Source organism: Exiguobacterium sp. s149 (assembly GCF_018618395.1).
Classification (GTDB): Bacteria; Bacillota; Bacilli; order Exiguobacteriales; family Exiguobacteriaceae; genus Exiguobacterium; species Exiguobacterium chiriqhucha.
Map to the genome: position 1 here is coordinate 65,986 of NZ_JACSLZ010000007.1, position 26,328 is coordinate 92,313.

The following is a 26,328-nucleotide window of genomic DNA, read 5'->3' on the forward strand; positions in this document are numbered from 1 at the left end:
ACATGATCTTAATCAATGCTATTTTCGACGTGAAAGAAACGGAATTTGACAACTTCTTGGCCGACATCAACAAGCTCATCGACTCGTCGAAACAAGAAGCCGGTTGCTTGAGCTATGAACTGTTCCAATCGACGACTTCAGAGAACCGTTTCGTCATGATTGAGAACTGGGCCGACCAAGCGGCTGTCGAGCAACACAACCAAAACCCGGACCTCATCGCGTTCGCCCAAAACGTAGGCAATTACGTGACGGCGAAGCCGGTGCTCCATGTGACGGAAGTCGCGACGGCCAACTAACATGTCCGGACTCACCCTCGTCCTCGGAACGCTCGTCGCACTCGAGTTCTTCTACATCCTGTATTTAGAGACGTTCGCTACTCGTTCAAAAACGACGGCCCGTGTCTTCAACATGACGGAACAAGAGCTCGCGCGCGACTCTGTGTCGGTGCTGTTAAAGAATCAAGGTGTCTATAACGGATTGATCGGCGTCGGCTTGCTGTACGGGTTGTTCGTCAGCCAGTCAATCGAGATTGTCACGATGCTCCTCATCTATATCGTGCTCGTCGCGTTGTACGGCAGTATCACGAGCAATAAAAAAATCATCCTCACGCAAGGCGGATTGGCGATTTTGACGCTATTGTCCATGTTGTGGTGAGCTGAAAGCGGTCGACTTCGTGTCGGCCGTTTTTTTGTGTGCGGCGTGCGGTATACTGAAAAGTGAGGTGATGTTCGATGACATACACATGCCCTTGTTGCGGGTATCAAACGCTTAATGAAGAACCACCCGGAACGTATGATATTTGCGGCATCTGTTTCTGGGAAGACGACGAGGTCCAGTTCAATGACCCGGACTACGAAGGTGGCGCTAACACAGTGTCGCTCAGGCAAGCGCAACAGAACTACATTCATTTTGGCGCATGCGATCGAGGTTCGCTCAAATTTGTTCGGACTCCGAACGGGCACGACGTCAAAGACCCAAAGTGGCGGCCGTTCGCAGAAAAATAAGCACAAAAAAACCGCTTCTACACATTGGTAGAAGCGGCTGTTTTGTTTATACACCGAGAATCGCGAACGAGACTCCAACGACACCGATGAGCGCCATCGCGTAAACTGGTACGCGCGGCATTTCACCGTTGTTATCGAGCGCCTTCCCGAACATGTAGAACACGATCGGGTGGACGAGGAACGGCATCGAGAAGATGAGCGGGATGAGAAGCGACGCTTCTGTTCCGAACATGCCGCCTTGGACGGCTGCGAAGAGACCAAAGTGCGAGATGGCTGACGATTGAGCCATCGTCGTGTAGTCGAACGCGATCGTGCTGAAGCTGAGGATGACGAGTCCACCGAAGACCGCCATCATCTGCCAACCGAACGAGAACTGCATGAGCGCCTTCACTTCTTTGAAGTCTTCTCCGTTGGCACCGCGCAAGTTTTTGAGCGAGAGTGCCGTCAACGTGAGACCGACCAAGACGATGATTGCCGTCGGCCAAATCCAGAGCGCCCCGTTGTCGGCACTGACTGCCAAAATCGAGAACACGAAGATGTGACCGAAGAACGGGATGTTGATCATGATCGGGGCACGTTTGGCTGCCACTTGACCGAAGTCACCGGCTGTACATGCACCTGTGAGGCCGCTGTGTGAGAGCGATCCGGCCATACCTGGTGCGAGGTTGCGGATGTGTCCTGTGCGGGCGAACCACATGAGGAGCGCAATCCCACCGAACATCCAGAACAATTGACCGAAGAAACCGTACACGAGAATCGAGTTCATGCCTTCGATGGCGAACGCATCACCGATCCGTGAACCACCGATCATGAAGTTGGCGGCCAAGACGACCGGGATCCCGGCGAACAGAAGCGCACGGACGGTCGGTCCATACGTCCAGTTGTGGAAGATGGCACCGAGTGCTGACGAGAGCAACATCGCGAAGAAAATTTGTGGCAATGCGATGATTGGTTGTACCGCCATGGCGATGCCGTACGAGACGAACAAGATGACGAGCATCAAGACCGTCTCGATGACGCCTTTACGCATGTATACATTCTTATCGTCGATTTGCGCCTTGTAGTCGATCAAGAGGAACGATGCCGCGAGACCGATCAACGCGAGGATCGGGTAATAGAGCATGATGCCCTCTGCCGCACCCGGTTGAATCATCATGCGGAAGAACCCTTCGAGACCGACGAGCAAGAAGAATGAACGGAGGATGAAGATGAACTGTGTCCGTCCTGTTCCGAGGAACATCTCTTCTTTCGATGGCACGACGATGTCTTTCATGTCAAGCTCTTGCTTGCTTAAGATCTTGCGAAGTTCTTGTCCACCGACGAAGAACGATACGACGAGCGCGATGATCGTCGTCCGTGACATAAAGTCGACGAGCGGGAACTCAGGGAGACCCGGTGTCGCGATGCCCATCTCGACCATGGCGAAGCCAAGTCCGAGACCGAAGATGACGATGACGAGGATTGGTGAGAACCGTGAACCGGCCACGACCATCCGCGATAAAATGACCATCGGGATGACGAAGGCCATGAGCAACCAGAATTGGTTGAGTAATTGTACTTGCGATAATTGCTGAACGATTTCCATGGATAAACCCCTTATACATTTTTTTTCACACTGTTTCGAAGTTTACAGGATTGAACATTCTGTGACAAGGGGGTGTGATGTTTTGTAAACATTGAAAGCGGAACCAACTGAAATGGTTCCGCTTTCGGTTAGTTATTCGGTTGGCGAAGGCCCCAGATGCCCTTATTTCCTGTGGAATAAAACAAGTCTTCTTTCCCCGCGAAGCTGGCCGAATCACTTGAATGGGCCCGAATCTGTTTATTGACGTGAGCCTTCCAGTCTTTATACCGATCGAGCTCGAGTTGATAGTATGACCGCTCGATATATGCGTTGATTTCTTTCAATGAAGCCGTCCCGCCATGATGCTGGAGAGCGAATTGGATTTTGCGAAGTAGTGCGCGTTTCAAGTTAAAGACTCCTTTCCCGATCATTCTGAAGCTTTACGACTGAAGTAATGATGTAGTCGTATTTCAACGATTTGACTGACCCATTCGTAAATCAAAGGATGAGCAAACGCTTCATTATGCTCGATATGTAGCGCTTCCTCTGACACGAAGAACGGTCCTTTAGCTATTTTATCAAATGGCATCCGTAAGAGTAACTTTTCAATCTTTTGTTGATGGAACGGTGATTGGAAGTCTTTTGTCTGTCCATCAATCTGTTGCCGATATGGGAAAGCATTGATGAACTCATAGAATGGACGAGCTGCCTCGCTCGCTGGTAGTGGCTGAAGCCATCCATCAATTCCACGACTTAACATGATGGATAACACAATCATCTTATAGCTCTTCGTCATGTCGGTGTATTCTACTTCAAGCAATAGCGACTTCGCCTCTTGAAACAGATGTTTTTCCTCATCATTCAGTTCTCCCGTCCGGTTAAGGAATCCATAAAAACCACCGTCTTTCTTCCATTCAGAACGATAAGCGTCCATCGAGTATTCCCCTCGCTGGACCAACTCTAGATAACTCGGTCGTCTCCCGAGTTCCTCCTTCACCATGAAGTAGTTCCGCTCCAGCTGTTGTCGGCGTGTCGAAGAACGCGTGACCATTCGCTTCAACAAATCGATGGCATGTAAATCAAATTCGATGGTACAGCCATTAGGCAAGGTCCCGTTTGTCGGGAGCTCTTTGACAATCGGCTGTCGTTTCGTCGTCAACAGCGCCAACTTTTTATCGATGTTCTTATAGTTCCCAATCAAATCGATGATGGTGCAGTGCGTCTTCCCGCTCAATAGACGTAATCCACGTCCGATTTGTTGCGTGAACACCGTCAACGATTCAGTCGGGCGGCAGAACAATAACGTATCAATCTCCGGGATATCGACACCTTCATTGAATAAGTTGACCGCGAAGATGATATCGAGATGCCCTTGCTTCAATTGACGCATCACATCGGCGCGGTCATATTCGGCCTGGCTATGTAGCGCGACAGCTTGAACACCTTGCAAGCGGAAATAGTCGGCCAAATATTCCGCCTGAGTGACCGATGAACAGAAGCCGAGTGCTCGCGTTTGGTGATGCATCCGCCAGGCATCAAAGATTTTTTTAGCGACGCTTTCCTTCAACTGTTCCGCCAACAGTTCGTCTTGATCATAGCGACGACCATTGATCAATCGAATCTGTGAATAATCGATCTCATCATAAATCCCAACGTAATGGAATGGTGTCAAATACGACTCCTCAATCGCTTCGGTGAAGTGCATCTGGTACGCGACATTGTCGTCGCACAAGGCATAGACGTCTCCTCCGTCCAACCGATCTGGCGTCGCCGTCAAACCGAGCAAAAACTTCGGCTCGAAGTAATCCAAGACACGGCGATAGGATGGTGCGGCCGAATGATGGAACTCATCGACAATAATCAAGTCGAATTGGTCAGGCGCAAGCTGTTGCATCCGATGTTTGGATGCCAATGTTTGAATCGAAGCAAATAGCACGTCGGCGGTCTGCTCATCTCTCGAATCACCACCCAGCAACAAACCTGTCGTCCAATCACTAGACACTCTCTTGTATGAAGCTTCCGCTTGGAGCAGGATTTCTTTCTGATGCGCGATAAAGAGCACCCGCTTGAACTGACGGGCGAAGAAGGCACTCAAGTACGTCTTCCCTAGTCCAGTGGCGAGCACTAGCATCGCTTTACTTCTACCCTCGTCCATCGTCTCGCGTAACGCCTTCAATGCAGCGTCTTGAACGGTGTTTGGCGTAATCGTATCGTCCTCGATATAAACAGGTGGTGGTTCTGCAATCAGCTCCGCTTCCTTCATCCGCTGTTGCTTCGCATCGTATTCTTCGCGATATGGCTGTAACGAGATACCGTTCATAATTTGGGCGTATTCACTATAAAACAGGTCATGAAACGCGTCGACTGACTGTTCAAACACGTCCTCCGAGATACTAGCCGGAATCTCGACGTTCCATTCGACGCCTCGATTTAAAGCGCTGTGAGACAGATTGGAAGAACCGACAAAGAACGTCCCTCCATCTTGTGTTCGGAACAAATATGCCTTCGGGTGAAATGACTGGCCTTTCGATCGATAGAGTCGTAGTTCCACGCCTTGAATGTTCATTAACATTTCAAGCGCGTCCGGGTTCGTCAAATAGAGATAATCTCCAATCAGAATCCGGACTTGGGCACCGCGATTGACTGCTTGTTGAAGTGAAGCAGCAAGTTCGTGAACACCTGATACTTGCGCAAACGCGACGACCATATAAATTTCAGTCGCCGCGTCGATTTGGTGTTGTAATGGAATTCGTAAATGACTGGTGTGCAGACGTAACTCACTCATTATCAAGAACCTCTTCCAAGAAAAGGCCTTTTTCAAAACCGCCCCGCTTCTCTCGTTTCTCCTCACGGATGCGATTTAATTCTTCAAAGCTCGCACCATGCATCTTTCCAAGCGTATAGACGAGCTCCAGAATATCAGCAAGTTCTTCGAGTGTTTCTTCATCGATGTTCGTCTCTTCGTATTCTTTGATTTCTTCATAGAGTTTTAAGCGAGCCTGTTCGAAATGTTCGGCTTGATTGAGATGTTTGACGACAGGAATTTGTCCTGCTTCGTGGATAATTTCAGGGATGCGGTCGCGGACTAATTTGTTAAATTGAGGCATTTTAATCACTCCTTAATAGTTAATCTATACTATACGCTTCAATTAAATTAGACTTTTGAATAATAAATATATTTTGTTCCTCATCAAATCTCGTCTGGTTATAGAGTAATAAATTACTGAACAATTGACTATTTAATATACTACCTTGCTCGTCAAGAGATGTTACATAAAATTCTTGCTTATTGCCACTCAACCATATAAATTTTTTGAGGGTTTCTAACCAAAACACATCGTTGAGAACAGTCTTTGGCGGAGCTGATATTCTCCAATTTGTCTGACCATTATCTAAACAATATGAGGTTACATCTTGCTTAGAAACAACTATTAGAGTTTTAGAACCGATTACGGTTTTTATTACAGTATTTCCAGTCTTAACTATCCATTTTTTATTTAAGTTAGAATCATATTTTACAAGAGTCTTGTTACCAATCCTAATCAATAAGTTCTCTTGATCAATAGTAAAGGCTTCATAAATAGCTGCAGTAAGTTTGAGTTCAAGTTCTCTATTTCCATACCGACATATATATTTCTTTTTATCGATTCTTCTAAGTGAATAGTTATTTATGTCTATATCGTTTATACCTGGTCCCAGGTCATTTTTTAACTGGTTTTTATCAAATTGTTCTCCTAACTTCCATTCTCCTGATTTAGCTTTATAAAATCTGTAAATCTTTGAATTGTTATCACGTTCCGTCGAAAATGTAATAATCGCCTCATTATGTGATTTAAAATCTATATAAAAACCATTTGCAGGAGCTTTAATTTCCCCGTTTTTTTCTCCATCTTTATTTACTAGCACTATATATCCAGGCTCGTATGTAACATTATCTTTTAAAGGCACACCTACAAATAACTGTTCGGAATCAGGACTTAAAAATACCGAAAATAAATAGTTATAGAAACGTTTTGACCATAGTTTATTTTGTTGGAAATCGTAACAAACTAAATCTTGTGCAGTAAATATTTTTTGTCTTTCTTTCTCGCTTTTCACATTCTCGTATACTTCTCTTACATCAAAATCTGGTCGTTCACTGACGAAAATTCTCTTGTTTTTAAAATCTACAATTCTTTTACCAAAAGTTTCATTTTGATTTTCCCTATTCAAGCTCCATATTTTTTTAAATGGAATGGTTTCTTTAATTTCTGGCGCAATGCTATTTAATACTCGAGAATCTTCATTATCGTTTACTTCAATTCTTTTTAGAATTGCCCATTCGTGATTAATTGGAGAGAGCCAAAAGTAACCTGATTTGTTGTATTCACCGTCAAAGAAAATAAGATGTTTCGAAATTGTAAATAGCTCCATACCAGGATGTCCTGCGGTTCCAACTATTAATTCACCACTTAATTTATCCATTTCGTATAATCTGTTATCTTTACTAACGATGAGGTACTTAGAAAGATTAGGGACATTAGATATAGTCCATACTTCTTTCGGCAATTTAGCACTATATTCACAATCCCCTTGCCTATTCAACCATAAAGTATTACCAGTTTCGAACGATAGAATAAGATATTCATCCAACCATGAAATAAATTTTCCGTTTTCTTTAAACGTATATGTCCAAACCAGCTCTCCGCTTGAATCCCATCCAGTTACTCTTCCTTCACTCTCTAGTATAAATATCATATTTGTTAATGGATCATGAGCAAAATCTGTGAAAGGAGAGCTAAAGGTCATCCTTTTCATATTAGATATAAACGATTCAGCAAATTCACTTGCTATTCTCCTTCTTGCTTCATCTTTATCTTTAGGTTGGAAAAATAGAGATTTTTGAGTGTCTTCTTGTTTACGTCGCAATTCATCCTCTTTTAATTCTGAAATAGCAATTCTTGTTTTCAGTTCTCCATCGCGAGTAATTCTATAAAGTCTATCCATGCAAGAAACAAAAAACTCATTGTAATCCGATGATACCTTCAGATTATAAGCAGTAACTTCTATAGACTGAAACATAGTTTGAATAGGTGGTTCACAGAAATTTATCGCCCATTTTAATGAACCATCTACACTGAACATATACAATTCACCAGGACCTTCATACGTCTGTCTAGTCCCTACCAACCAGTAATCGTCACCTACAACACATGAGAATGGTTGCCATATGAAACTGTAAACAGAAGCTTGAGCCGTTTCCAAATTAATATGAGCTATTCTATTTTTATCTCTTAAAATTAAATTTCTGTCATTTGCATCTACGATTGACATTTTTTCAAGCAAAGTATCTTTATAGAAAATTCGCTTTATTTCATTTTCATTCACAATTTCAATCGTAGATGCTGCATATGTGATGAAATTTTTCTCTGTTTTAAATAAAAGACGATATTTCTTATTGGAACGTTTATTGAATCCAATTAAATTAGGATTATCTTTATCAATTGAAAATAAATGGGACCAATTTTTATCGGATTCTACTTTTAAATCTAAAGAGCATTCCTTATTAAATAAATGTTCACTTATATTTTTATAACATTCATTTTCAGTAATCATTCGTACTTTAACTTTTTTCAGTGTCGAAACTTCATTAACTCCAACGAATAAATTCTTGATAGATTTAAAAAAATTCAAAAACTTCACTCCTCATTCATTTTTTATAACTTGAGTTTTAACTAGAACTCTTTTGTTACATAAAATATATTATAAATTCTTAAATTCGTGTAAAAACAAATTATATAAAATTATCCATACCCAAACATTGATGTAATAGTTAATTCAAGTAATTGGAACAACTATACTGGGGGTGCAAAAGATTTAGCAAAAGAACACAACATTGGCTTATTTACTTTCAAAGAATTTATGGGAGTCTTGAAATATGACAATAAACAATTCTTTATTAAATACATCTCTCCAACAGAAAGTGAAAGAAACAAAAGAAATAATCGTTCCATGTTCTGAGTTAAAACTATATCTTTTGGCTCTGTACTCCATCAATCTGAATCTAACGATATAGACTTGCTAATTCAATATAACAACTCAACATCTCTCATCAAAATGCTTAAATTCAGGAACATCTAAAAAAACTATAACCTCAGTTTGGATGGCACCTTAATAAAAGATAATGAGTTAACAGAAAGCGAATTTATGAGTAAAGTTAATCATCTTGAAATTAAGTTCTAGATAACAATATAATTACCTAGAACTTGTTTCGTCATTTAATTATGATGTAGCGCTCTGAAAATGATGCTAATTTTTATTTTTCACTCCACAATCTCAAACGCCTTCACATACACGACATGGTCGAGGAAAATGATCCACTCATCCTCGAACTGAACGAACCCGTCCGTCGCATGACGGAACGACTGATAAATCGATTCGAGCGCCGCATAACGACTCTCCGCTTCCACCACTTGCGTCAACACCTCATCGTTAATCATATGGAACTCAATTTCGAACTGTTTCATTGTTTCCACTCCCTTTCACTCGATTCAACACGCTCATAACTCTTTTCCCCATTCCGTCCCATACTTCTCTCGAAACCAAGACGAAAATTTTCTCGGCTTTCAACAGGAAACTTTTTCCTTTACACTATGATAAATAGTCAGAAAATTACGTGTTCTTACATATTTAATATTGACTATCTTATCCCACCAAGAGAGGAAGCTTCCAATGGCCTTTGATTTTGAATGCAAACACCTGACGAAACGCTTTGATAACGGCGACATCGCGACGCTCGCGCTCGACGATGTGAACCTTCACTTCAACCACGGCGATTTCATCTCGATTATCGGTCCATCCGGTTCGGGGAAATCGACCCTGCTCAGCTTGATTGGCACACTCGACCGTCCGACCGACGGCACGCTCTTATTCAACGGCGAACCAATCTCGACCTTGTCCGCGAAACAGCTCGCCGACTTCCGCTTCGACAACATCGGTTTCATCTTCCAACAGTTCCACTTGATTCCGACATTGACCGCTCTCGAGAACGTCATGGCACCGCTGTTCGGCCGGAAAGTCGACTATGACGGCGAAGAACGGGCACTTGAACTCTTAAAAGAAGTCGGCTTGAGCGACAAGGCGAACTCGCTGCCATCGCAACTGTCCGGCGGTCAGCAACAGCGCGTCGCCGTCGCCCGTGCCCTCATTCACCGTCCGAAGTGGCTGCTCGCGGATGAGCCGACTGGAAACCTCGACACGCATACGGGCGATATCATCTTCGAGTTGTTGACGCGTCTAAACCGGGACAACGGCTGTGGCGTCTTGTTCGTCACGCACGACCCGGAGCTCGCCGACCGGGCGAACCGAAAAATCGAGATGCGCGACGGGCAGGTCGTCGCCATGAGCGACGTCCATCATGCTTAAGTTCATCTGGAACTCATGGTGGCGGAATAAGGAACGGTTCATCCTGCTCATGGTCGGGATGCTCATCGTCAGTACCGGGCTCAGCTATCTACTCGGAGTGACCCAGGCGAACAACGGCACGGTCGTCAACGAGCTCCAGAAACGGTGGGACTCGTCATACCATATCGTCGTCCGGCCAGAAGGCAGCCGCAGCGTGACCGAGGACTTGAACCTGCTCGAACCAAACTATATGAGCGGGCTCGAGGGAGGCATCACGCGCGAACAATACGAGACGGTTCAACAGATTGCCGACGTCGATGTCGCGGCCCCGATCGCGATGATCGGGTCGACTTATTCTAGTTCGTTCACGCAAACGCATACGTTTGATAAAGCGGGTCTTTATCGCCTCAAGATGAATACACTCATCGATACGGGCATTGAAAAAATCAATGACTTCCAAGATCTAAAAGCTTATTTTTGGGTCGGCTGGATGCCAAACGGTGATTCGACCCATATCGGAATCGGTCCGACCGCCCTGTACGAGGAGTTTCCCCTCTCTTACGGGATCGATGTCATGTTGGCTGGGATCGACCCGGTCGCCGAAGCGAAACTCGTCGGGTTAGACGATGCCGTACAAGCGACAGAGTTCAGTCGTTATTTCAATGATGAGGATGTCCCAGAGCCTTACGATGAGGACATCACGACGATTCCGATTTTGATGAGTTCAAAAGACTACGTCGATGCCTCAATCAACTACACGATTGAAGAAGTAGATGTCGATACAAGCGATCAAGAGGCATTTATCAAAACGTATCTCGATCAAGGAAAAGATGAATACCTCGATAGATTGAAAGGGACGGAAGTCGCCTCATACGACTTTACAGCACAACAAATGCATGACAATATCACGAAACACATTTTAGAAGGGACACCACAACCGCAAGACCCTCGTGTCACAGTTGACTATACTTGGCTTGCCGAGAAGGCGTCACCGCTCGTATACGAAGGCGTGACGAGCCCGTTCCCGAAACGTTGGCCGTACTCGTATCAAATCAAACCGTTCCTCGCTGAGGGTCAAGTGGCTTACGGCCAAGAAAGTATGTATCGCAAGTCAAATAAATACGCGGAAGACCTCAACGATGCGCCGAAAGTGAAATATAACTACATCGGCTTGTTCGATCCGTCGAAACTGAAGTTGTCGAAAGACCCGCTGACGGAACTGCCGATGGAGACGTATTTCCCGGCGAGCGCCGATTGGGTCATGAACTCGAAAGACGAGCCGGTCAACCCACCGACGACGGTCAAGCCGACGAACAACCCGTACAGCTTCCTCACGAAACCACCTTCGATGTTGACGACGCTCGATGCCGCGTTCGCCATCGCCGGCGACAAAGCTATCTCGGCGATTCGCGTCAACGTGAAAGGCGTGGACGTCTTAAACGAAGAGAGTGAGGCGAAACTGCAAGCGGTCGCCAAAGAGATTGAGGACAAGACCGGTCTTATCACCGACGTGACGCTCGGGTCGTCTCCACAATACGCTGTCACGTATCTGCCTGGACTCAAAGATTCGAGCGCGCTCGGCTGGATTCAACAGCCGTGGATTAAACTCGGATCGTCGATTACGATTTTCCAAGAAGCGAAACTAGGCTTCTCTGGCGTCGTCGCGAGCGTCATCCTCGTCGCGATGCTATACGTGTTCAGCTCAAACATCATCATGCTGTACGCGCGAAAGAAAGAGTTCGCCATTCTGTTGTCGCTCGGCTGGCGCCCGAGCCAACTGTCGAAACTGTTGTTCCTCGAAGCGACGATTCTCGGGTCGATGGTCGCGCTCATCTCGTGGATGATTCTCGGGACGTTCCTATGGACGGCAGCCGGTTCGACGTCGATCGCGCGCATCTTATTAATTGGTTTGGCCGGTCTGTTGATTTACTGGCTCGGGACGCTTATCCCGATTCGACTCGTGCGGAAAATCAAACCGTATGAGACGATGCAGTCGGGTGAGGTGTCGAAAGGGCGCCGCCTGCTCCGCTCCCGCTCGAGCGTCGGCATGAGCTTGAACCAGCTCGTGACGTATTGGCCGCGGACGACATTGTCGATTCTCGCCATCGCCTTACCGACGAGTCTGTTCGGTTTCTTCCTATTCGTCACATTCCGCCTCCAAGGCGTCTTGTATACGACATGGATTGGCGAGTTCGTCGCCCTTGAAGTCGGGACGATGCATTACGTCGCCATGGGTGTCGCCTTGCTCATCGCCATGCTGACGACGACCGAAATCATGTGGCAAAACGTCTCGGAGCGCAAGCCGCAGCTCGCCGTCTTGAAGGCGCTCGGTTGGCAGAACACGTCTATCCGTCGCCTCGTCTTGACGGAAGGCGCGTTGACCGGTTTCTTCGCCGGACTCCTCGGCGTGACAGTGACCATCATCATCGTCACCATCATGTATCAACAGTTCCCGACGTCCGAGTTGCCGTTCCTGTTCGCGACCATCCTCATCCCGGTCGTGACCGGTGTCCTCGGGGCGCTCCTCCCGGCGGAACGGGCCGTCCGCATCACACCGGCTGAAGCCATCGGCGGACACGTCGTTAACCAGAAGAAAGTCGAGAAACGGTTCCGTCTCGTCCTCGGGACGACTGCGACCGCTCTCGTCGTCGGCATCATCAGCTTGTTCGTCTTCACGTCACCTGAAGTGAAACCGGCGACGGAAGAAGCGAAGACGACACCAGCCCCGACCGCACAGACGACCGGTGCGAAACAGGCTGATTTAAAAGCAGATAAACCGAAAGAAACCAAAGCAACGACACCAAAAGAAGATGACCTTCAAAAAATCATGAACCTCGGCACGTTCCAAACGTTTATTGGGGATCCACGAATGAAGAAACGTGAATTCCAAGTCGGACAGCCCGTCTTTGCTTCACCGGATGGGACCGAACCGGAAGCTGGAAAACGATTCGTCAGCCTACCGATTTCTCTCTTTAATGAGGATGATCAATATGGTGGCACTATGGACTATCGACCGAACGGGTTCCGCATGTACACGCCAGACGGCACAGAGTACAGTCCGGTCGACATAGTCAACCACAACAAGAAAGCATTTCGGGGTGGATTCATTTACACACCAGGCGAGAAATCCGAAATCGATTTGGTCTTCCTCGTTCCAGAGAAAGAGAAAACGCTCGTCTTGTATGCTTCAAGCGGCGCCATGCCGAAAGTGTATACCGTTAAAATTGAAGTACCGTAAACTAAAAAAAACGGAGCGTCGTCCCTTGCTGGGATGGCGCTCCGTTGCGTTTACATTATTTTGGCTCATATCGAAATTCTGACACTTTTGCGTTTGATTGCGAGTAGAGCGTATCCATCGAGAATCGACTTGGACGGCTCGTGCCTCCACCGTATAAGGCCTCGATAGTTTGATCGATATACGCATTTTCCGCTTCTAAATATTCGCCAACGAGGTCTTTGAACTCATCGGCCGAGGAATCCTCATGCCGCAATTCCTCCAGTTCGGTCGAGTATATGTCGTTGTCTGCTTGCATACCTTGCAATTCTTTAACCGCTCCGGATATGGCGACGACATCGGTCGGAATGCTCGATAGCGTGAGCATTTTGATTTGATGGTCGCGGGCAGCCGAAATGATGGAAGCCGCATCGAAATGAATGACGGGTCTGTCGTCAATCGTTTCAACCGTGCCAACGCAACCGGTTAAAATAGACGTCATGCCGATGAATAGACATATGGATAAAACGAACTTATAGATACGCTTCCCTCCTCTGAACTTAATCACGCTTCTTCAAATGTCTATCCCCGCAAGAAGCACTTTCAGTGAACAAACTTGAACGTTCGCTTCCCAGCTGATTTTGCTTGATATAGCGCCTCATCCGCTTGTTTCAAAAGCGTGACCAACGTCGTACGCTCATCTCGTATGTAGGTGACGATGCCAATGCTCGTCGAGACTTGGTAACCCTCATCCCACCTGCTTAACTCATCGATAATCTGAGTCGCGATGTGGCCCCATTCGTCTCGACCCGCGGCCTGTGAAAAGTGGAGCACGAACTCATCTCCGCCTAACCGGACCGCGAACGCATCACCTTGTTCGTTCACAATCGTTTGAAGCCTTGTCGCCACTTCTTGCAGGACGGTGTCCCCGATGTCGTGACCGTACCGATCGTTCACGCTTTTGAATCCGTCTAAGTCGAGGAAAAAGAGCGCACCGTGCGTGTTCGAGTCGTCTTCAAAGTACTTCGTCAAGTAGCGTCGATTGTACAGCTCCGTCAACATATCTCGCCACACAAAACGTTCTAGTTCCAAATAATACGAGAACAGCTTGACGATTCGTTGAAGCAACGCGATACTCCTCGGATCCAACACACTCGCCTCATCATTGACGGCACACAACGTGCCAAACTTTTCACCGTTCGTCAGTGAGATTGGGATACCTAAATATGAGCGGATGTTTACGTCGTCGAGTAGCCGTTCCACTTCCTCCACATCACAGTCTCGCTTGATATCTTCATATCGCAACGGTTGATTGTTCTCGAAATCAATGCGATTACAAACAGAATTGCTCAAATCGACGACCATGTTTTCCGTAATCTGAATCGATGATTTTTGATTGGACAGTTTCAAAATGACCTGTTGCGAGTCTGTGAACGCAGTCAAATAAAACATTTGCTCGGGCAAAATTTCATTTGCGAGATCAAGGACATCGTTCGCAAGCTCGTCAAAGCTCTCATACATCTTCAATTCTTCAAATTGTGTGTTCATACAATCTTCCACCCCATCCCATTCTATGTACAGCCTATGCATTGAAAGGTTATGCTTTTCTCTTCGTCTTCATACATTTTACCATATGAGAATTGAAAGTAGAGAAAGGTGCAGGGATGAACGCTCGATTTGTACACTCGCTTCTTCTCCTTCGTTTATGCCTCGTCCACGACCTCGATGATGACGCCCGTATCCCCGACTTTCCCCAAGTCGAGCACGGTCGGATCTTCGTACGCCAAGACGTGAAACTCTTGTTCGAACGTTCGAATGACATAATGGGATAGTTCGCCTCTATACGTGTTGATCCGCTCCGTACCCATGTTCTCTGCGGCGAATCGTGTGAAGCGAGACGTCTTCAGTTTCACGATTGGGTAAGCATTACGTAGCCCTTCTTCATGTATACTATGGTCTTCGATTGTCCCGAGAAACACCGCATATTGCTCGAAGCGGATCAGGATGCGGTCGCGCTCCTCGTCCCAAGTCAGCAACATTGTCGGGTCACTTGCCCCGCAAAACGTCCACTCGAGTGGATAATAGGTGACGCCCTTCATCTGGAACGACTCCGTCTCGAGCACATAGTCTTCCGTTGTCATCAAAAAATCTAAATCAATCACCATTCGTGCCTCCCCCAATTGATTCTTGTGATAAGTAAGTACCGCCTTCATTTTCTACCGATTGAGATGATTATAATTCAAATCAGATTTAACAATTGTCCAAAATTCAAATATCAAGGATATGCGTTTTTTAGAAATCAATCAAAAAAAGGAGCGCCCATCTCGGACGCTCCGTTCTTCGAGTCAATAAAAAATAAACCACAGTGCCGCTGCCACTAAAAACAGGCCGGCCCCGATGAAGAGAATCTTTGCCAATCTCTCGTATACCATGTCTTCACCTCACCAACGCCGCGCCGACGACGAGCGAGACCCCAATCGAGAGCAGGAACGCCATCAGGCCGACGGCGATGTTCCCTTTCCCGATTTCCTCGTTCACTTTGAGCGACGGCGTCAAAAATTCGAATAGCCAATACGTCACCAACAAGAGCACGAAACCGAAGCTCCCGCCGACCAACACGTCCATCGTCTGGTCGTGGTGGCTCTCGACGACGCGGAAGATGTTGGCGAGCCCGACGATTTTCCCGCCGGTCGCGAGTGCGACGGCGATATTGCCTTTTTGAATCTCGCGCCAATTGCTGTACGGCGTCGTCACCTCAAAGATGGCCAGACCGACGACAATCATGAGTCCGGCGATCGTATACAGGCCGAGCGACTCAAGCAATACGTTGACGTTCACATTCCCCATTACCATGTTCCCCTCACTTCAGTTCGACGACCGTGACACCGAGTCCGCCTTCACCCATCCCACCGGGGCGCTGACTCTTCACGTGACGATGTCCTTTCAGGTATTCCTGCGTCGCTTGGCGCATCGCCCCGGTCCCAAGACCGTGGATGATGCGGACGTTGTCGTACCCAGACACGAGTGCCTCGTCGATATATTTGTCGAGGCGGGAAAGTCCTTCTTCGACCCGAACGCCGCGCAAGTCGAGCTCCGACTTCGTCGAGCTCTGACGCTTGAGCGAGCTGCCTTTCGACTGGAGCGACTGCTCTTTCGAAGGTCCGATTTTTTGAAGGTCGTCCGCTTTGACGTTCACTTTCATAATCCCGACTTGGACGTTGTACTCGTTATCGTTCAATTGCTTCACGATATAGCCCTTTTGGTTGAACGTCGTCACTTTCACTTCTTCGCCTTTACTGAATGTACGTTTCTGTTGCGCTTTTTGTTTCACTTTTTGAATCTTTTTATCTTGGAGCGTCGGTTTCGCCGATTCAAGCTGTTTCTTCGCGGCGATGATCTCGTGCTCTTTGACGATGCCTTCTTCACGAAGCTTCTTCAAGCGGTCGATGACTTCGTTTGCTTGGCGCTTCGCCTGTTCGACGGCCTTTTCGGCACGCGCCTCGGCTTCGCCGTACATCGTGTCGCGCTCGCGTTCGAAATCGGTCAGCTTCGCCTCGAACGCAGCTTGCTCTTCTTCGAGGTCGTGGCGTTTGACGATGAGTTCTTTCTCGAGCTGTTCGGCGCGATGCTTGGCCGCCTCGAGCTGATTGATCATCGATTCGACCGACTCGGCGTCGGTGCCGACATGGCTTCGCGCTTTGTCGATGACCTGTTCCGATAAGCCAAGACGTCGACTAATCTCGAACGCGTTCGAACGACCCGGTACGCCAATCAATAGGCGATACGTCGGGCTGAGCGATTCGATATCGAACTCCATCGAGGCGTTCATGACGCCTTCCCGGTTATAGGCGTACGCCTTCAATTCCGAGTAGTGCGTCGTCGCCGCCACACGGGCACCACGACGTTTCACTTCGTCAAGGATGGCGATGGCAAGGGCCGCCCCTTCTTGCGGGTCGGTCCCGGCACCGAGCTCATCGAATAGGACGAGTGACATGAAGTCAATCTTGTCGAGCATGCTGACGATGTTCGTCATGTGCGAGCTAAACGTCGACAAGCTCTGCTCGATCGACTGCTCGTCACCGATGTCGGCGTAGATGGCGTCAAAGACGGACAGTTCCGTCCCGAATTCGGCCGGCACGTACAGACCTGACTGCACCATCAATTGGAGCAGTCCGAGCGTCTTGAGCGTGACCGTCTTCCCGCCGGTGTTCGGTCCCGTGATGACGAGCGATGTGAACGCCTCACCGAGTTCGACCGTGATCGGCACGACCTCGTCTTGCGGGATGAACGGATGGCGCGCCTGTTTCAACTTGATTTCGCGCTCGTCATTCAGTTTCGGTTCCGTCGCTTTGAGCTGATGACCGTAAGCGACTTTCGCGAACACGAAGTCGAGCGTGGCGAGCACGTCGAGGTTCGTCACGACCGAATCGGCGACACCGCCGACGAGGTCTGACAGTTCGCTCAAGATACGGTCGATCTCGGCGCGCTCTTTCAAGCGGACTTCTTGAATCTCGTTGTTGATCGACACGATCGCCTGCGGCTCAATGAAGAGCGTCTGGCCCGATGCCGATTGGTCGTGGACGATCCCGCCGAACGCTTGGCGGTACTCCATCTTGACCGGGACGACATAGCGGTCGTTCCGAATTGTGACGATGGCGTCCGACAGCATCTTCGCATTGTTGCGGAGGATGTTGTCAATCCGTGAACGGACGCTACCTTCAAAGCTACGGAGCTGGGTCCGTAGGCCACGGAGACGGTCGCTCGCCGAATCTTGGACCGTGCCTTGGTCGTCGATGGCGTGACGGATCGTCTGTTCGACCTCGATCAGCTTCGTCAAGCGCTCGGCATACTCGTCGAGGCGCGGGATACGGAGGTCTTCATTGTCCTCGTGCAGCTTCTCGAAGAAGTTCTTCACTTGGCGGCCGCTATACATGACGGCGGCGACGGCGAGCAGTTCGCTCGTCGAGAGGACCGAGCCGATGGCGGCCCGCTTCACTTCACTGCGGACGTCGGTCAGTCCGCCGAGCGGCAACCGGTCGCGGAGCCTTACGACCTCGGTCGCCTCGCGGGTGACGTTCAAGTTCGACAATACCCGGTCGTACGTATAGTCGGGCTGCATGTTGAGCGCCCGTTCTTTACCGAGCGAGCTCGCGGCGTGGGCGGCGAGCTGCTGGCGGAGTTTTTCATATTCTAAAACGCGTAACGCGTGATCCATCTAGCATGTTCCTTTCTGTCGCTTCGCGTCGATGAACGCCTTGGCGTCCTCGAACGAGAGGCAGTTGATGATGTCTGACGGTTCAAGATAGGCTTTCCGGGCGTGCAGGACGCCGAGTGCCATATCTTCCATCATATCAGGGTGGTGCGTGTCGGTGTTGATCATCAGTTTGACGCCGGCCGCCTTCGCTTTCTTCAGCGTTGAGGCTGTCAAGTCGAGCCGGTTCGGGTTCGCGTTCAACTCGAGCGCCGTCCCCGTCTCTTTGGCGAGGGCAATCAAGCGCTCCTCGTCAATCGGATAGCCGTCACGGCGGCCGATGAGACGACCGGTCGGATGGGCGATGACGTTGACGTACGGCGAGCGGCAGGCGTTCTCGAGCCGGGCCATAATCTCGTCGACGGATTGGTCCATCTTCGAGTGAATCGAGGCGACGACGTAGTCGAGCGTAGCCAAGAACTCAGGCTCATAGTCGAGCGTCCCGTCCGGGCGGATGTCCATCTCGACACCGCGCAGGACGTGCATATCGTGCTTTTTGGCGGCGGCGAGAATCTCTTCCCCTTGCGCCTCGAGCCGTTCCTCGGTCAAGCCGTTGACGAACGACATGTATTTGCCGTGGTCGGTGATGGCAATCCACTCATAGCCGCGCGCTTTCATCGCTGCGACGAGTTCGTCGACCGTCAGCTTCCCATCCGACCAGACCGTGTGCATATGGGCGTCGGCCTTGATGTCGTCGAGCGTGACGAGCTTCGAAAGGTCGTGCTCGAACTCTGCGTTTCCAGACCGGAGCTCCGGCGGGATGAACGGCAGCCCGTAACGTTCGAACAACTCGGCTTCCGTCTCCGGTTGCCAGAGGCCGTCCGCCGTCTCGACGCCGTACTCAGAAATCGACTCACCCTTCGCTTTCGCGAGCTGGCGCATGCGCACGTTATGGTCTTTCGAGCCGGTGAAGTGATGGAGCGTCGCGGCGAAGGCGCCCGGTTCGACCATGCGGAAGTCGACCGACACCATCTCCTCGCGCTCGAGGACGAGCGACACTTTCGTCTCGCCTGCCGCAATCACCTCGTTGATGAACGGGAGGGCGAGCAGCTTGTCACGGAGGGCGATAGGCTCTTCGGTCGCGATGATGAAGTCAAGGTCTTTACACGTCTCCTCGGCGCGGCGGAAACTGCCCCCGACCGAATGGCGCAAGACGAGCGGCTCGGCTTCAAGCACCGCTTCAATTTCTTCGACGACCGGACGCATCATGGCGTACGCGAGACGCTCCGGACGTGACTCGAGGTTCCGTGCCGCCGTGAGCAACTTCTCGACGCTCTTGGCGCCGAAGCCAGGCAGGCTCGCGGCCGTTCCGTCCTCTAATACGGTGATGAGCGTCTCGAGGTCGACGACGCCTACCTCACGGAGCTTGGCGAGCTTCTTGCCGCCGAGTCCTTGGATTTTGAGCAGTTTCATGAGACCGTACGGAATCTCTTCTTGGAGTGACTCGAGCACTTCACTGCGTCCCGTGTCCCGCCATTCTTCGAGGACGGCGGCCGTCCCTTTGCCAATCCCGGAGATTGTCGTCAAATCCTCGATGTCCTCGAGTTCGAGTTCCGTCTTCTCGAGCGCCGTCGCGGCTTTGCGGAAGGCGTTGATTTTGAACGGGTTCTCCCCTTTAATCTCCATATATTGCGCGATTTTTTCTAGCAGCATCATCGCTTCGACTTTATTCATCGTGCTTCCCCCTTTTCCATACAGAAAAGGCCGAGACACAAGCACTAGCTTGCATTCCGGCCTGTCGTGTTACAACATCTTATTCGAGAACCATTCAGAGAGATATGGCGTATCTTGAATGATGTACGTCGCAAGCGACGAGTTGTCGACGGCGCTCTGGACGCTTGCCATCGGTACGAACGCGATGACCCACAAAATAAAGAACGTGATCACGTACGCCTCGAAGAACCCGAGGACTGCTCCGATAATTCCTTTTAATTGACGCAAGATCGGCAAGTCCGTCAAGAAGTCAAGCATAGATAGGATGAGATGCAAGACGAGCTTCGTGATGACGAACAAGACGACGAACCAGAAGACGTTATAAAACGTCATCTCGAGTCCTGTCAGTGCGTTTAAATCGATGACACCTTCCGGAAGCGACCCATCGAGTTGCGACGGGTATGGAATCCATAGCTTGAACGCTTCGGCGAGATCACGGTAGTAGGCATTCGCGACGAGGAAACTGATGATGAGCGCGACCCAATGGCCGAGCTGCAAAATCGCCCCGCGGCGGAATCCGTTGATGATCCCGATGAACAAGAAAAACAGTATAAGTAGAGTAACCATAAAGTGATTTATTCTCCCGTATTTCGTTTAGTTTTGACGTGATCACTCGCGATTTGGATAGCGGCGAGCACCGCTGCCTGACGAGCGTCTAGATGAGGGGACTGTTCACGAATCTCACGGATCTTGCTATCGACCAGAAAGCCCACTTCCCTCACATGATCGGCCGGCTCTTCGCTGACGATCGTATAGTCCTGACCCGCGATATGAATCGTTGTTCGTTGTACCTGCACGCGTCACCCCTCCTTTACGTCTATTCAAAATTAATCATAACATCGTTTGTATATTAGGAAAAGAAGAAGGTCCCTCCCTTTTCCACTCCAACATTTTGTGATACCCTATTTCAAAGTTGTCAAACGTCAATCTTCGTTAAAAAATGAAAGATAGGGTGGCAACACCGCATGAAATGTGCGAAAATAGCAACAATTCAAACATTAAGAGAGGATGATTTATTTGAAATTACGCATTGGCCTTCTAGGTCGCATCATCATCGCTATCGCATTCGGGATTTTACTCGGTAGCATCGTACCAGAAAGCCAGAACTGGATTGTCCGGACGTTCGTCACGTTCAACACGGTCTTTGGACAGTTCCTAGGCTTCGCCATCCCACTCATCATTCTCGCCTTCATCATTCCAGGAATCGGGGAACTTGGAAAAGGCGCCGGGAAATTGGTCGGTTTGACGGCCGCCATCGCCTACATCTCGACAATCGTTGCTGGGACGCTCGCTTACTTCACGACGAGCAACTTGTTCCCGCAAATCTTGTCACGCAGCACGGCCTCTGCAGAAAACCCGGAAGAAGCTCTTTTGAAAAGCTTCATGGAGTTCGAGATTCCACCGGTATTCGGCGTCATGACGGCGCTCATTCTCGCCTTCGTCATCGGCATCGGGATTGCCGCCATCGAAAGCAAGCGCTCGCTCGATTTGGCCATGGATTTCCGCGATATCATTGAACTACTCATCAGCAAAGTCATCATTCCACTATTACCGATTCACATCGCCGGAATTTTCATGAACATGACGTATGCCGGACAAGTCGCTGAGATTCTCTCGGTATTCTCGCTCGTCTTCGTCACGATCATCGTCCTTCACTTGACGATGCTCTTGATTCAATACTCAGTCGCAGGTGCTCTCAACAAAGAAAACCCACTTCGTCTCTTGAAGACGATGATGCCGGCTTACTTCACAGCCATCGGGACACAGTCGTCAGCGGCGACAATCCCGGTCACACTTCGTCAGGCGAAAGCGAACAACACGGACGAAGGCGTCGCCAACTTCGTGGTGCCGCTCTGTGCGACCATCCACTTGTCAGGGTCGACAATCACGCTCACATCGGTCGGTGTCGCCCTCATGTACTTGAATGGCATGCCGATGTCATTCGCGATCGTGCTCCCGTTCATCCTCGCCCTCGGCGTCACGATGATCGCAGCACCAGGCGTACCAGGTGGAGCCGTCATGGCCTCGCTCGGTTTGTTCGGTTCGATGCTCGGATTCAGCGAAACGATGCTCAGTCTTGTCATCGCCCTCTACTTGGCACAAGATAGCTTCGGTACGGCGACAAACGTCACGGGAGACGGCGCCATCGCCAAAATCGTTCATTACTTCAAACGCAACACCAACATTTTGGATGACGCAAAAGAACGCGAAGAAATCGCGTAATCTCATCTATAATTTGATAGAATGAAAAAAACGGGCAAGCCATCAGGTTTGCCCGTTTCGTATACATACGATGAAAGGGTGTTCATATGGAACTGATTCGTTGGAACGACCTATCCGGATTTGCAGAACGTGTCATGCCCCACCTGCTCGAACATGAGGCCGAGAACAGCTTGATGATTGGCGTGCTCGATGCCATCAAACAAGGCCGATACGAGTCGTATCATCAACTCACCGTCGAAGATGACGGTGATGTGCTCGCGATCCTGCAAGTAACTCCGCCCCATCCGCTCAACTATGTGCTCGTGAAGCATGAGCGAGAGGATGACGTCCTTCGTCTGCTCGTACCTGAACTATTAAATGGTGATATCCCATTCACCGAGGTCGTCTCGCAAGCTGATCTAGCGATGAATTTCTACACGCTCTGGTACATCCTGACGGCGCGAGAGCCGAAAGTCTTCATGGAGCAAGGTCTGTATCGTCTTGATCGTGTCAACGACATCCCGCTGTCGGAAGGGTCGATGCGACGGGCGACCAAGGACGATGAGGCATTCCTCGTGAAGGCGTATAACGCGTTCGAAAAGGATACCGGTTTACCGGTATCGTCGAAGGCAAACGCGACACAAAAGATTGCGACGATGCTCGAGAATCAAGAAGTGTACGTCTGGGAAGTCGACGGCAAGGTCGTCTCGTGCGCGAAGAAATCGCGCGAGACCGCGAACGGCGTCACCGTCTCGTTCGTCTACACGCCAAAAGCGTTGCGCAAGCGCGGCTATGCCCGCTCGCTCGTCGCCGAGCTGAGCCGGGAGCTCTTGACGTCGAAACAATATTGTACGCTCTATACGGATTTGAGCAACCCGACATCGAACAAGATTTACAAAGAAGTCGGCTATCAAAAAATCTTCACCTCGGCGTGGATTCGATTGCCTAGCTGATTTGATGCGCCTCCCCTATACTGTAGGTGGAGGCGATTTTTGATGAACAGATTATTCGGTTGGTGGCTCCGCATCCCGCGCCGGGTACGGTTGACCGCCTTGACGGTCGTTACGTTCGCTGTGCTCGGCCATATGGTGTTTCTCGGAGGCCAGAGCATGCTCGACGACCCGAACTGGGACACGCTCTGGCTGAGCGTCATCAGTGCCGCGCTCTTGACCTTTATCGCGTATAAGGCAACAAAAAAGTGATCGACGCGTTCGTCGATCACTTTTTGTATAGGCTTAGAAGAATGAAGCTGGGTTGACCGTGCTGCCCGCGCTCGAAGATGAGTACGAGTAACCGCCACGGTGGATTTCGAAGTGCAAGTGTGAGCCAGTCGAGTTCCCTGTGCTACCCATCGCTCCGATGTTTTGACCTTGTGTCACACGTTGGCCGGCCGATACCGATACCGAGCTCATGTGTGCGTAGACTGTCGTCCAAACTTGACCGTTCAAGACGTGCGTGATGATAACGTGGTTCCCGTAAGCGCCACCCCATCCAGCTGTCGTGACCGTACCTGTTTGTGCTGCGTTGATCGGTGTGCCGACCGGTGCTGCGATATCAAGTCCGTTGTGGAACGAGTAGCCGTTCGCACCGCTTGCCGCACCCCATCCTTGTGAGAGACGACCGTTTGCCGGACGTTGGAACATACCGCCGCTCGCTGGCACAGATGCCGCTGCCGAAGCTGTCGGTGTGCTTGCCGCGCTAGAGCCTGTGTTTGATGCTTGTTGTTTCTTCGCAGCCGCTGCTGCCGCTGCCGCACGTTTCGCTTCTTCAGCCGCACGACGCTGCGCTTCCATTTCAGCCTTGATGGCTTTCTCTTGTGCTTTGAGTGTCGACTCCATTTCTTGGAGGCTCATCAATTTCGATTCGAACTTCACTTTCTCAGCGTTGAGTTTCTTAATCTTCGCTGCGCGCTCTTTCATTTTTTGATTGAGCGTCTTTTGACGTTGTTCGAGTTCTTCTTTTTGTTTCACGAGAGCATCGCGCTCGGCTTTTAATTCAGCTTGCGCTGCAGCCAATTTTTCTTTCGTCGCTTGATACTCTTCGAAGATTTGTTTGTCGTTCTCTTGAATCGTACCCGCCGTGATCATGCGAGTAAGTAAGTCACCGAAGTCTTTCGATCCGAAGATGAACTCTGCCCAGTCGATCGAGCCGCCGCCATTTTTTTGCATCGTGGCCATGCGCTCTTTCATGAGCTCTTCTTGCGCCTTCATTTTTGCTTCATATTGTTTAATCTGCTTTTGGAGGGCTGCAATTTTTTGTTGTGTCGCACGAATCTCAGCTTTCTTTTGCGCGACGTCGTTGATGACGTCTTGGAGTTCAGCGTCTAACTTGTTGATTTCTTGCTGCTCTTTGCTGATTGCCTGTTCACGTTTTTGGATCGAGGCGTTCGCTTTGCTCTGTTCACTGTTATTCTGTTGTTGCTGCTGTTGCACCTTTTTCTGCTTGTCTGTAAGTGACGCTGCATAGCCAGGTGTCGTGCCGCTAATGAGAAGAGCTCCTAAAGTGACGGTTGCTGCAAGTTTCTTCAAGTTAACCAATGTGCTTCCCTCCGCTGAGTTCTCTGAATTTCTATATAATATAGATCGCATAAATTATAAATTAATAGGCGAAATTCGATATCGCTCTGAGACTCATTATAGCAATCTAAACCTAAAGTTATTTTACACTTATATTTCATTCCCGTTACATTGACCTGTTTTAGGTTTTATCCGTTAAAAAATGGAGGTATAAAGGGCTTTTGCAATTTTGCTTGTCACACAAACGTTATAAATCAAAAAGAAAAGCCCTTCATGAAAGCGCTTTTCAAATAACTACCTATACGATTTTTTTACCACCTCGGAGTTACGAATCCCGATCGTGACCGTTTATGACGTCCTTGTTTGAACAGCAGAAACCCGCCGATGAGGAGGATGCCACAGGCGGCACCAAAACTGTCGAGCAAGACGTCTTGGATGAGCGGCGTTCGCTCGGGCGTCAAACTTTGATGAAACTCATCGAAGATGGCGACCGTGTTCGCAAGTGCCCAGGCGAACAATAGTGTCAGCCCAGGATGGAGTCGCGTGCGCGATGCCGCTTTGACGAGAAGTGCCCCGAGCGCGAAGAAGACGGTGAAGTGCGCCGCTTTCCGAATCAAGAACTCAATCAAACCGACGCTGCCTTTCGCCTCGAGTGATACCGGTCCTCCAGCATACTCGAAATCGACGGTCGAGAGGACAGGTTCGGCCCACGTCCAATTGATGCGTTCGAGCGGTGAGACGATGCTTTGGTCCGAATACGGGGTCGCGCTCGAGAAGAATAAGCCAATCAGGATCAAACCGATCCATATAAATTCATTTTTCAATATGTACATGACACCTTTCCTTTCTACAACGAGTCTCATTATACGCCGTCCAATCCATTTCATTGTAACAACGACTTCATCATTTCATGACAATTTGATTGCGAACAACCGGTTCAAAGTCGTGTCTTGAAATCGCGATTGGTATAATGAAAAGAAAAAAGGGGGAATCAACATGATCTATCAATATGAAGCAGCCGACATGAGCGGCAAGCTCCAACCGCTATCCAAATACGAAGGTGACGTCCTATTAATCGTCAACACGGCGAGCAAGTGCGGCTTCACCCCGCAACTCGACGGGCTCGAGAAATTATATGAACGCTATCAGGGCCAAGGGTTCCATATCCTCGGCTTCCCATGCAACCAGTTCGGCAATCAAGACCCGGGGTCAAACGAGGAAATCAGCGAGTTCTGTCAATTGAACTACGGCGTGACGTTCCCGATGTTCGCCAAAGTAGACGTGAACGGCAAAGACGCCCACCCACTCTTCCAATACTTATCGAAAGAAGCACCCGGCCTGCTCGGTTCGAAGACGATTAAATGGAACTTCACAAAATTCCTCGTCGACCGGAACGGCAACGTCATCGAACGGTTCTCGCCGCAGACGACGCCGGATGAGATCGAGACGGCGGTCAAGCGCCTGTTATAAGTCAAAGGATG

The 26,328-nt window shown here is 49.3% G+C and carries 25 protein-coding genes; 9 read left to right on the forward strand and 16 right to left on the reverse strand.

All coding sequences use genetic code 11. The features are described from left to right. Positions 1-2: 2 nt before the first annotated feature. The 3 genes from KNP81_RS10960 (at position 3) to KNP81_RS10970 (ending at position 1,004) form a co-directional block, all read left to right on the forward strand. On the forward strand, positions 3-296 hold the full coding sequence (locus KNP81_RS10960) for a putative quinol monooxygenase (RefSeq protein WP_021066808.1): 294 nt from the start codon (positions 3-5) through the stop codon (positions 294-296). Position 297: 1 nt separating this feature from the next. Further along, positions 298-654: a DUF1304 domain-containing protein gene (locus KNP81_RS10965; RefSeq protein WP_214719973.1), complete on the forward strand. Its 357-nt coding sequence runs from the start codon at positions 298-300 to the stop codon at positions 652-654. A 77-nt stretch (positions 655-731) separates the two neighbouring features. Next, entirely contained in the window at positions 732-1,004 is a 273-nt protein-coding gene (locus KNP81_RS10970; RefSeq protein ID WP_214719974.1) for a CPCC family cysteine-rich protein, read from the forward strand. 46 nt (positions 1,005-1,050) lie between these two features. On the opposite strand, the gene KNP81_RS10975 is transcribed toward KNP81_RS10970, so the two are convergent. The 6 genes from KNP81_RS10975 to KNP81_RS11000 form a co-directional block, all read right to left on the reverse strand. Beyond that, the gene (locus KNP81_RS10975) at positions 1,051-2,589 is read right to left on the reverse strand and encodes a hypothetical protein (protein WP_214719975.1); all 1,539 of its coding nucleotides are present in this window, start codon (positions 2,587-2,589) and stop codon (positions 1,051-1,053) included. A 128-nt stretch (positions 2,590-2,717) separates the two neighbouring features. After that, positions 2,718-2,975: a hypothetical protein gene (locus tag KNP81_RS10980; protein ID WP_214708034.1), complete on the reverse strand. Its 258-nt coding sequence runs from the start codon at positions 2,973-2,975 to the stop codon at positions 2,718-2,720. A gap of 20 nt (positions 2,976-2,995) precedes the next feature. Continuing rightward, positions 2,996-5,353: a DEAD/DEAH box helicase family protein gene (locus tag KNP81_RS10985; RefSeq protein WP_214719976.1), complete on the reverse strand. Its 2,358-nt coding sequence runs from the start codon at positions 5,351-5,353 to the stop codon at positions 2,996-2,998. Beyond that, positions 5,346-5,675 (reverse strand): nucleoside triphosphate pyrophosphohydrolase, encoded by a 330-nt coding sequence (locus tag KNP81_RS10990; protein ID WP_214719977.1) that lies wholly within the window; start codon positions 5,673-5,675, stop codon positions 5,346-5,348. The genes KNP81_RS10985 and KNP81_RS10990 overlap by 8 nt, the downstream gene beginning before the upstream one ends. 19 nt (positions 5,676-5,694) lie before the next feature. Then, on the reverse strand, positions 5,695-8,241 hold the full coding sequence (locus KNP81_RS10995) for an ornithine cyclodeaminase (protein ID WP_214719978.1): 2,547 nt from the start codon (positions 8,239-8,241) through the stop codon (positions 5,695-5,697). 629 nt (positions 8,242-8,870) lie between these two features. Then, positions 8,871-9,074 (reverse strand): hypothetical protein, encoded by a 204-nt coding sequence (locus KNP81_RS11000; protein WP_021066795.1) that lies wholly within the window; start codon positions 9,072-9,074, stop codon positions 8,871-8,873. A gap of 205 nt (positions 9,075-9,279) precedes the next feature. Here KNP81_RS11000 and KNP81_RS11005 point away from each other — a divergent pair, with 205 nt between their 5' ends. Both KNP81_RS11005 and KNP81_RS11010 read left to right on the forward strand, forming a co-directional pair. Further along, positions 9,280-9,972: an ABC transporter ATP-binding protein gene (locus KNP81_RS11005; RefSeq protein WP_214719979.1), complete on the forward strand. Its 693-nt coding sequence runs from the start codon at positions 9,280-9,282 to the stop codon at positions 9,970-9,972. Beyond that, a complete protein-coding gene (locus KNP81_RS11010; protein WP_214719980.1) occupies positions 9,965-13,189 on the forward strand; it encodes an FtsX-like permease family protein in 3,225 nt (1,074 codons plus the stop codon). Before KNP81_RS11005 ends, KNP81_RS11010 begins: the two co-directional genes overlap by 8 nt. Positions 13,190-13,244: 55 nt before the next feature. On the opposite strand, the gene KNP81_RS11015 is transcribed toward KNP81_RS11010, so the two are convergent. The 8 genes from KNP81_RS11015 to zapA all read right to left on the reverse strand — a co-directional run bounded on the left by KNP81_RS11015 (position 13,245) and on the right by zapA (position 20,926). Continuing rightward, complete coding sequence (locus KNP81_RS11015) at positions 13,245-13,667, reverse strand: hypothetical protein (RefSeq protein WP_214719981.1); 423 nt, start codon at positions 13,665-13,667, stop codon at positions 13,245-13,247. A 101-nt stretch (positions 13,668-13,768) separates the two neighbouring features. After that, positions 13,769-14,713, reverse strand: coding sequence for a sensor domain-containing diguanylate cyclase (locus KNP81_RS15395; protein WP_214719982.1), 945 nt, complete (start codon positions 14,711-14,713; stop codon positions 13,769-13,771). Between the two features lie 155 nt (positions 14,714-14,868). Beyond that, a complete protein-coding gene (locus tag KNP81_RS11025; protein WP_214719983.1) occupies positions 14,869-15,327 on the reverse strand; it encodes a hypothetical protein in 459 nt (152 codons plus the stop codon). A 274-nt stretch (positions 15,328-15,601) separates the two neighbouring features. Beyond that, entirely contained in the window at positions 15,602-16,018 is a 417-nt protein-coding gene (locus KNP81_RS11030) for a DUF350 domain-containing protein (protein ID WP_144429829.1), read from the reverse strand. Positions 16,019-16,025: 7 nt separating this feature from the next. After that, entirely contained in the window at positions 16,026-18,380 is a 2,355-nt protein-coding gene (locus tag KNP81_RS11035; RefSeq protein WP_214719984.1) for an endonuclease MutS2, read from the reverse strand. Beyond that, complete coding sequence (gene polX, locus KNP81_RS11040) at positions 18,381-20,090, reverse strand: DNA polymerase/3'-5' exonuclease PolX (RefSeq protein WP_214719985.1); 1,710 nt, start codon at positions 20,088-20,090, stop codon at positions 18,381-18,383. Between the two features lie 69 nt (positions 20,091-20,159). Further along, positions 20,160-20,696 (reverse strand): CvpA family protein, encoded by a 537-nt coding sequence (locus KNP81_RS11045; protein ID WP_021066786.1) that lies wholly within the window; start codon positions 20,694-20,696, stop codon positions 20,160-20,162. 8 nt (positions 20,697-20,704) lie between these two features. Beyond that, on the reverse strand, positions 20,705-20,926 hold the full coding sequence (zapA, locus tag KNP81_RS15300) for a cell division protein ZapA (RefSeq protein WP_021066785.1): 222 nt from the start codon (positions 20,924-20,926) through the stop codon (positions 20,705-20,707). Between the two features lie 211 nt (positions 20,927-21,137). On the opposite strand from zapA, the gene KNP81_RS11055 reads away from it, so the two are divergent. From KNP81_RS11055 to KNP81_RS11065, 3 genes are all read left to right on the forward strand, one after another. Continuing rightward, positions 21,138-22,352 carry a dicarboxylate/amino acid:cation symporter gene (locus KNP81_RS11055; RefSeq protein WP_214719986.1) on the forward strand — a complete coding sequence of 405 codons (1,215 nt, stop codon included), beginning with the start codon at positions 21,138-21,140 and terminating at the stop codon, positions 22,350-22,352. Positions 22,353-22,438: 86 nt separating this feature from the next. Next, positions 22,439-23,284 carry a GNAT family N-acetyltransferase gene (locus KNP81_RS11060; RefSeq protein ID WP_214719987.1) on the forward strand — a complete coding sequence of 282 codons (846 nt, stop codon included), beginning with the start codon at positions 22,439-22,441 and terminating at the stop codon, positions 23,282-23,284. Between the two features lie 42 nt (positions 23,285-23,326). After that, entirely contained in the window at positions 23,327-23,533 is a 207-nt protein-coding gene (locus KNP81_RS11065) for a hypothetical protein (RefSeq protein WP_214719988.1), read from the forward strand. A 33-nt stretch (positions 23,534-23,566) separates the two neighbouring features. On the opposite strand, the gene KNP81_RS11070 is transcribed toward KNP81_RS11065, so the two are convergent. Together KNP81_RS11070 and KNP81_RS11075 are read right to left on the reverse strand one after the other, a co-directional pair. After that, positions 23,567-24,868, reverse strand: coding sequence for a murein hydrolase activator EnvC family protein (locus KNP81_RS11070; RefSeq protein WP_214719989.1), 1,302 nt, complete (start codon positions 24,866-24,868; stop codon positions 23,567-23,569). Positions 24,869-25,158: 290 nt separating this feature from the next. Then, the gene (locus KNP81_RS11075; RefSeq protein ID WP_214719990.1) at positions 25,159-25,680 is read right to left on the reverse strand and encodes a VanZ family protein; all 522 of its coding nucleotides are present in this window, start codon (positions 25,678-25,680) and stop codon (positions 25,159-25,161) included. A gap of 163 nt (positions 25,681-25,843) precedes the next feature. On the opposite strand from KNP81_RS11075, the gene KNP81_RS11080 reads away from it, so the two are divergent. Next, positions 25,844-26,317, forward strand: a complete 474-nt coding sequence (locus KNP81_RS11080) for a glutathione peroxidase (RefSeq protein ID WP_029595900.1) — start codon at positions 25,844-25,846, stop codon at positions 26,315-26,317. The last annotated feature ends 11 nt before the right edge of the window (positions 26,318-26,328 follow it).

What these genes read in the sequence shown, in the direction of transcription:
- KNP81_RS10960 (WP_021066808.1), top strand. Translation starts at nt 3, where the DNA reads ATGATCTTAATCAATGCTATTTTCGACGTGAAAGAAACGGAATTTGAC.
- KNP81_RS10965 (WP_214719973.1), top strand. Translation starts at nt 298, where the DNA reads ATGTCCGGACTCACCCTCGTCCTCGGAACGCTCGTCGCACTCGAGTTC.
- KNP81_RS10970 (WP_214719974.1), top strand. Translation starts at nt 732, where the DNA reads ATGACATACACATGCCCTTGTTGCGGGTATCAAACGCTTAATGAAGAA.
- KNP81_RS10975 (WP_214719975.1), bottom strand. Translation starts at nt 2,589, where the DNA reads ATGGAAATCGTTCAGCAATTATCGCAAGTACAATTACTCAACCAATTC.
- KNP81_RS10985 (WP_214719976.1), bottom strand. Translation starts at nt 5,353, where the DNA reads ATGAGTGAGTTACGTCTGCACACCAGTCATTTACGAATTCCATTACAA.
- KNP81_RS10990 (WP_214719977.1), bottom strand. Translation starts at nt 5,675, where the DNA reads ATGCCTCAATTTAACAAATTAGTCCGCGACCGCATCCCTGAAATTATC.
- KNP81_RS11000 (WP_021066795.1), bottom strand. Translation starts at nt 9,074, where the DNA reads ATGAAACAGTTCGAAATTGAGTTCCATATGATTAACGATGAGGTGTTG.
- KNP81_RS11005 (WP_214719979.1), top strand. Translation starts at nt 9,280, where the DNA reads ATGGCCTTTGATTTTGAATGCAAACACCTGACGAAACGCTTTGATAAC.
- KNP81_RS11010 (WP_214719980.1), top strand. Translation starts at nt 9,965, where the DNA reads ATGCTTAAGTTCATCTGGAACTCATGGTGGCGGAATAAGGAACGGTTC.
- KNP81_RS11015 (WP_214719981.1), bottom strand. Translation starts at nt 13,667, where the DNA reads ATGACGTCTATTTTAACCGGTTGCGTTGGCACGGTTGAAACGATTGAC.
- KNP81_RS15395 (WP_214719982.1), bottom strand. Translation starts at nt 14,713, where the DNA reads ATGAACACACAATTTGAAGAATTGAAGATGTATGAGAGCTTTGACGAG.
- KNP81_RS11030 (WP_144429829.1), bottom strand. Translation starts at nt 16,018, where the DNA reads ATGGTAATGGGGAATGTGAACGTCAACGTATTGCTTGAGTCGCTCGGC.
- KNP81_RS11035 (WP_214719984.1), bottom strand. Translation starts at nt 18,380, where the DNA reads ATGGATCACGCGTTACGCGTTTTAGAATATGAAAAACTCCGCCAGCAG.
- polX (WP_214719985.1), bottom strand. Translation starts at nt 20,090, where the DNA reads ATGAATAAAGTCGAAGCGATGATGCTGCTAGAAAAAATCGCGCAATAT.
- KNP81_RS11045 (WP_021066786.1), bottom strand. Translation starts at nt 20,696, where the DNA reads ATGGTTACTCTACTTATACTGTTTTTCTTGTTCATCGGGATCATCAAC.
- KNP81_RS11055 (WP_214719986.1), top strand. Translation starts at nt 21,138, where the DNA reads ATGATTTATTTGAAATTACGCATTGGCCTTCTAGGTCGCATCATCATC.
- KNP81_RS11060 (WP_214719987.1), top strand. Translation starts at nt 22,439, where the DNA reads ATGGAACTGATTCGTTGGAACGACCTATCCGGATTTGCAGAACGTGTC.
- KNP81_RS11065 (WP_214719988.1), top strand. Translation starts at nt 23,327, where the DNA reads ATGAACAGATTATTCGGTTGGTGGCTCCGCATCCCGCGCCGGGTACGG.
- KNP81_RS11075 (WP_214719990.1), bottom strand. Translation starts at nt 25,680, where the DNA reads ATGTACATATTGAAAAATGAATTTATATGGATCGGTTTGATCCTGATT.
- KNP81_RS11080 (WP_029595900.1), top strand. Translation starts at nt 25,844, where the DNA reads ATGATCTATCAATATGAAGCAGCCGACATGAGCGGCAAGCTCCAACCG.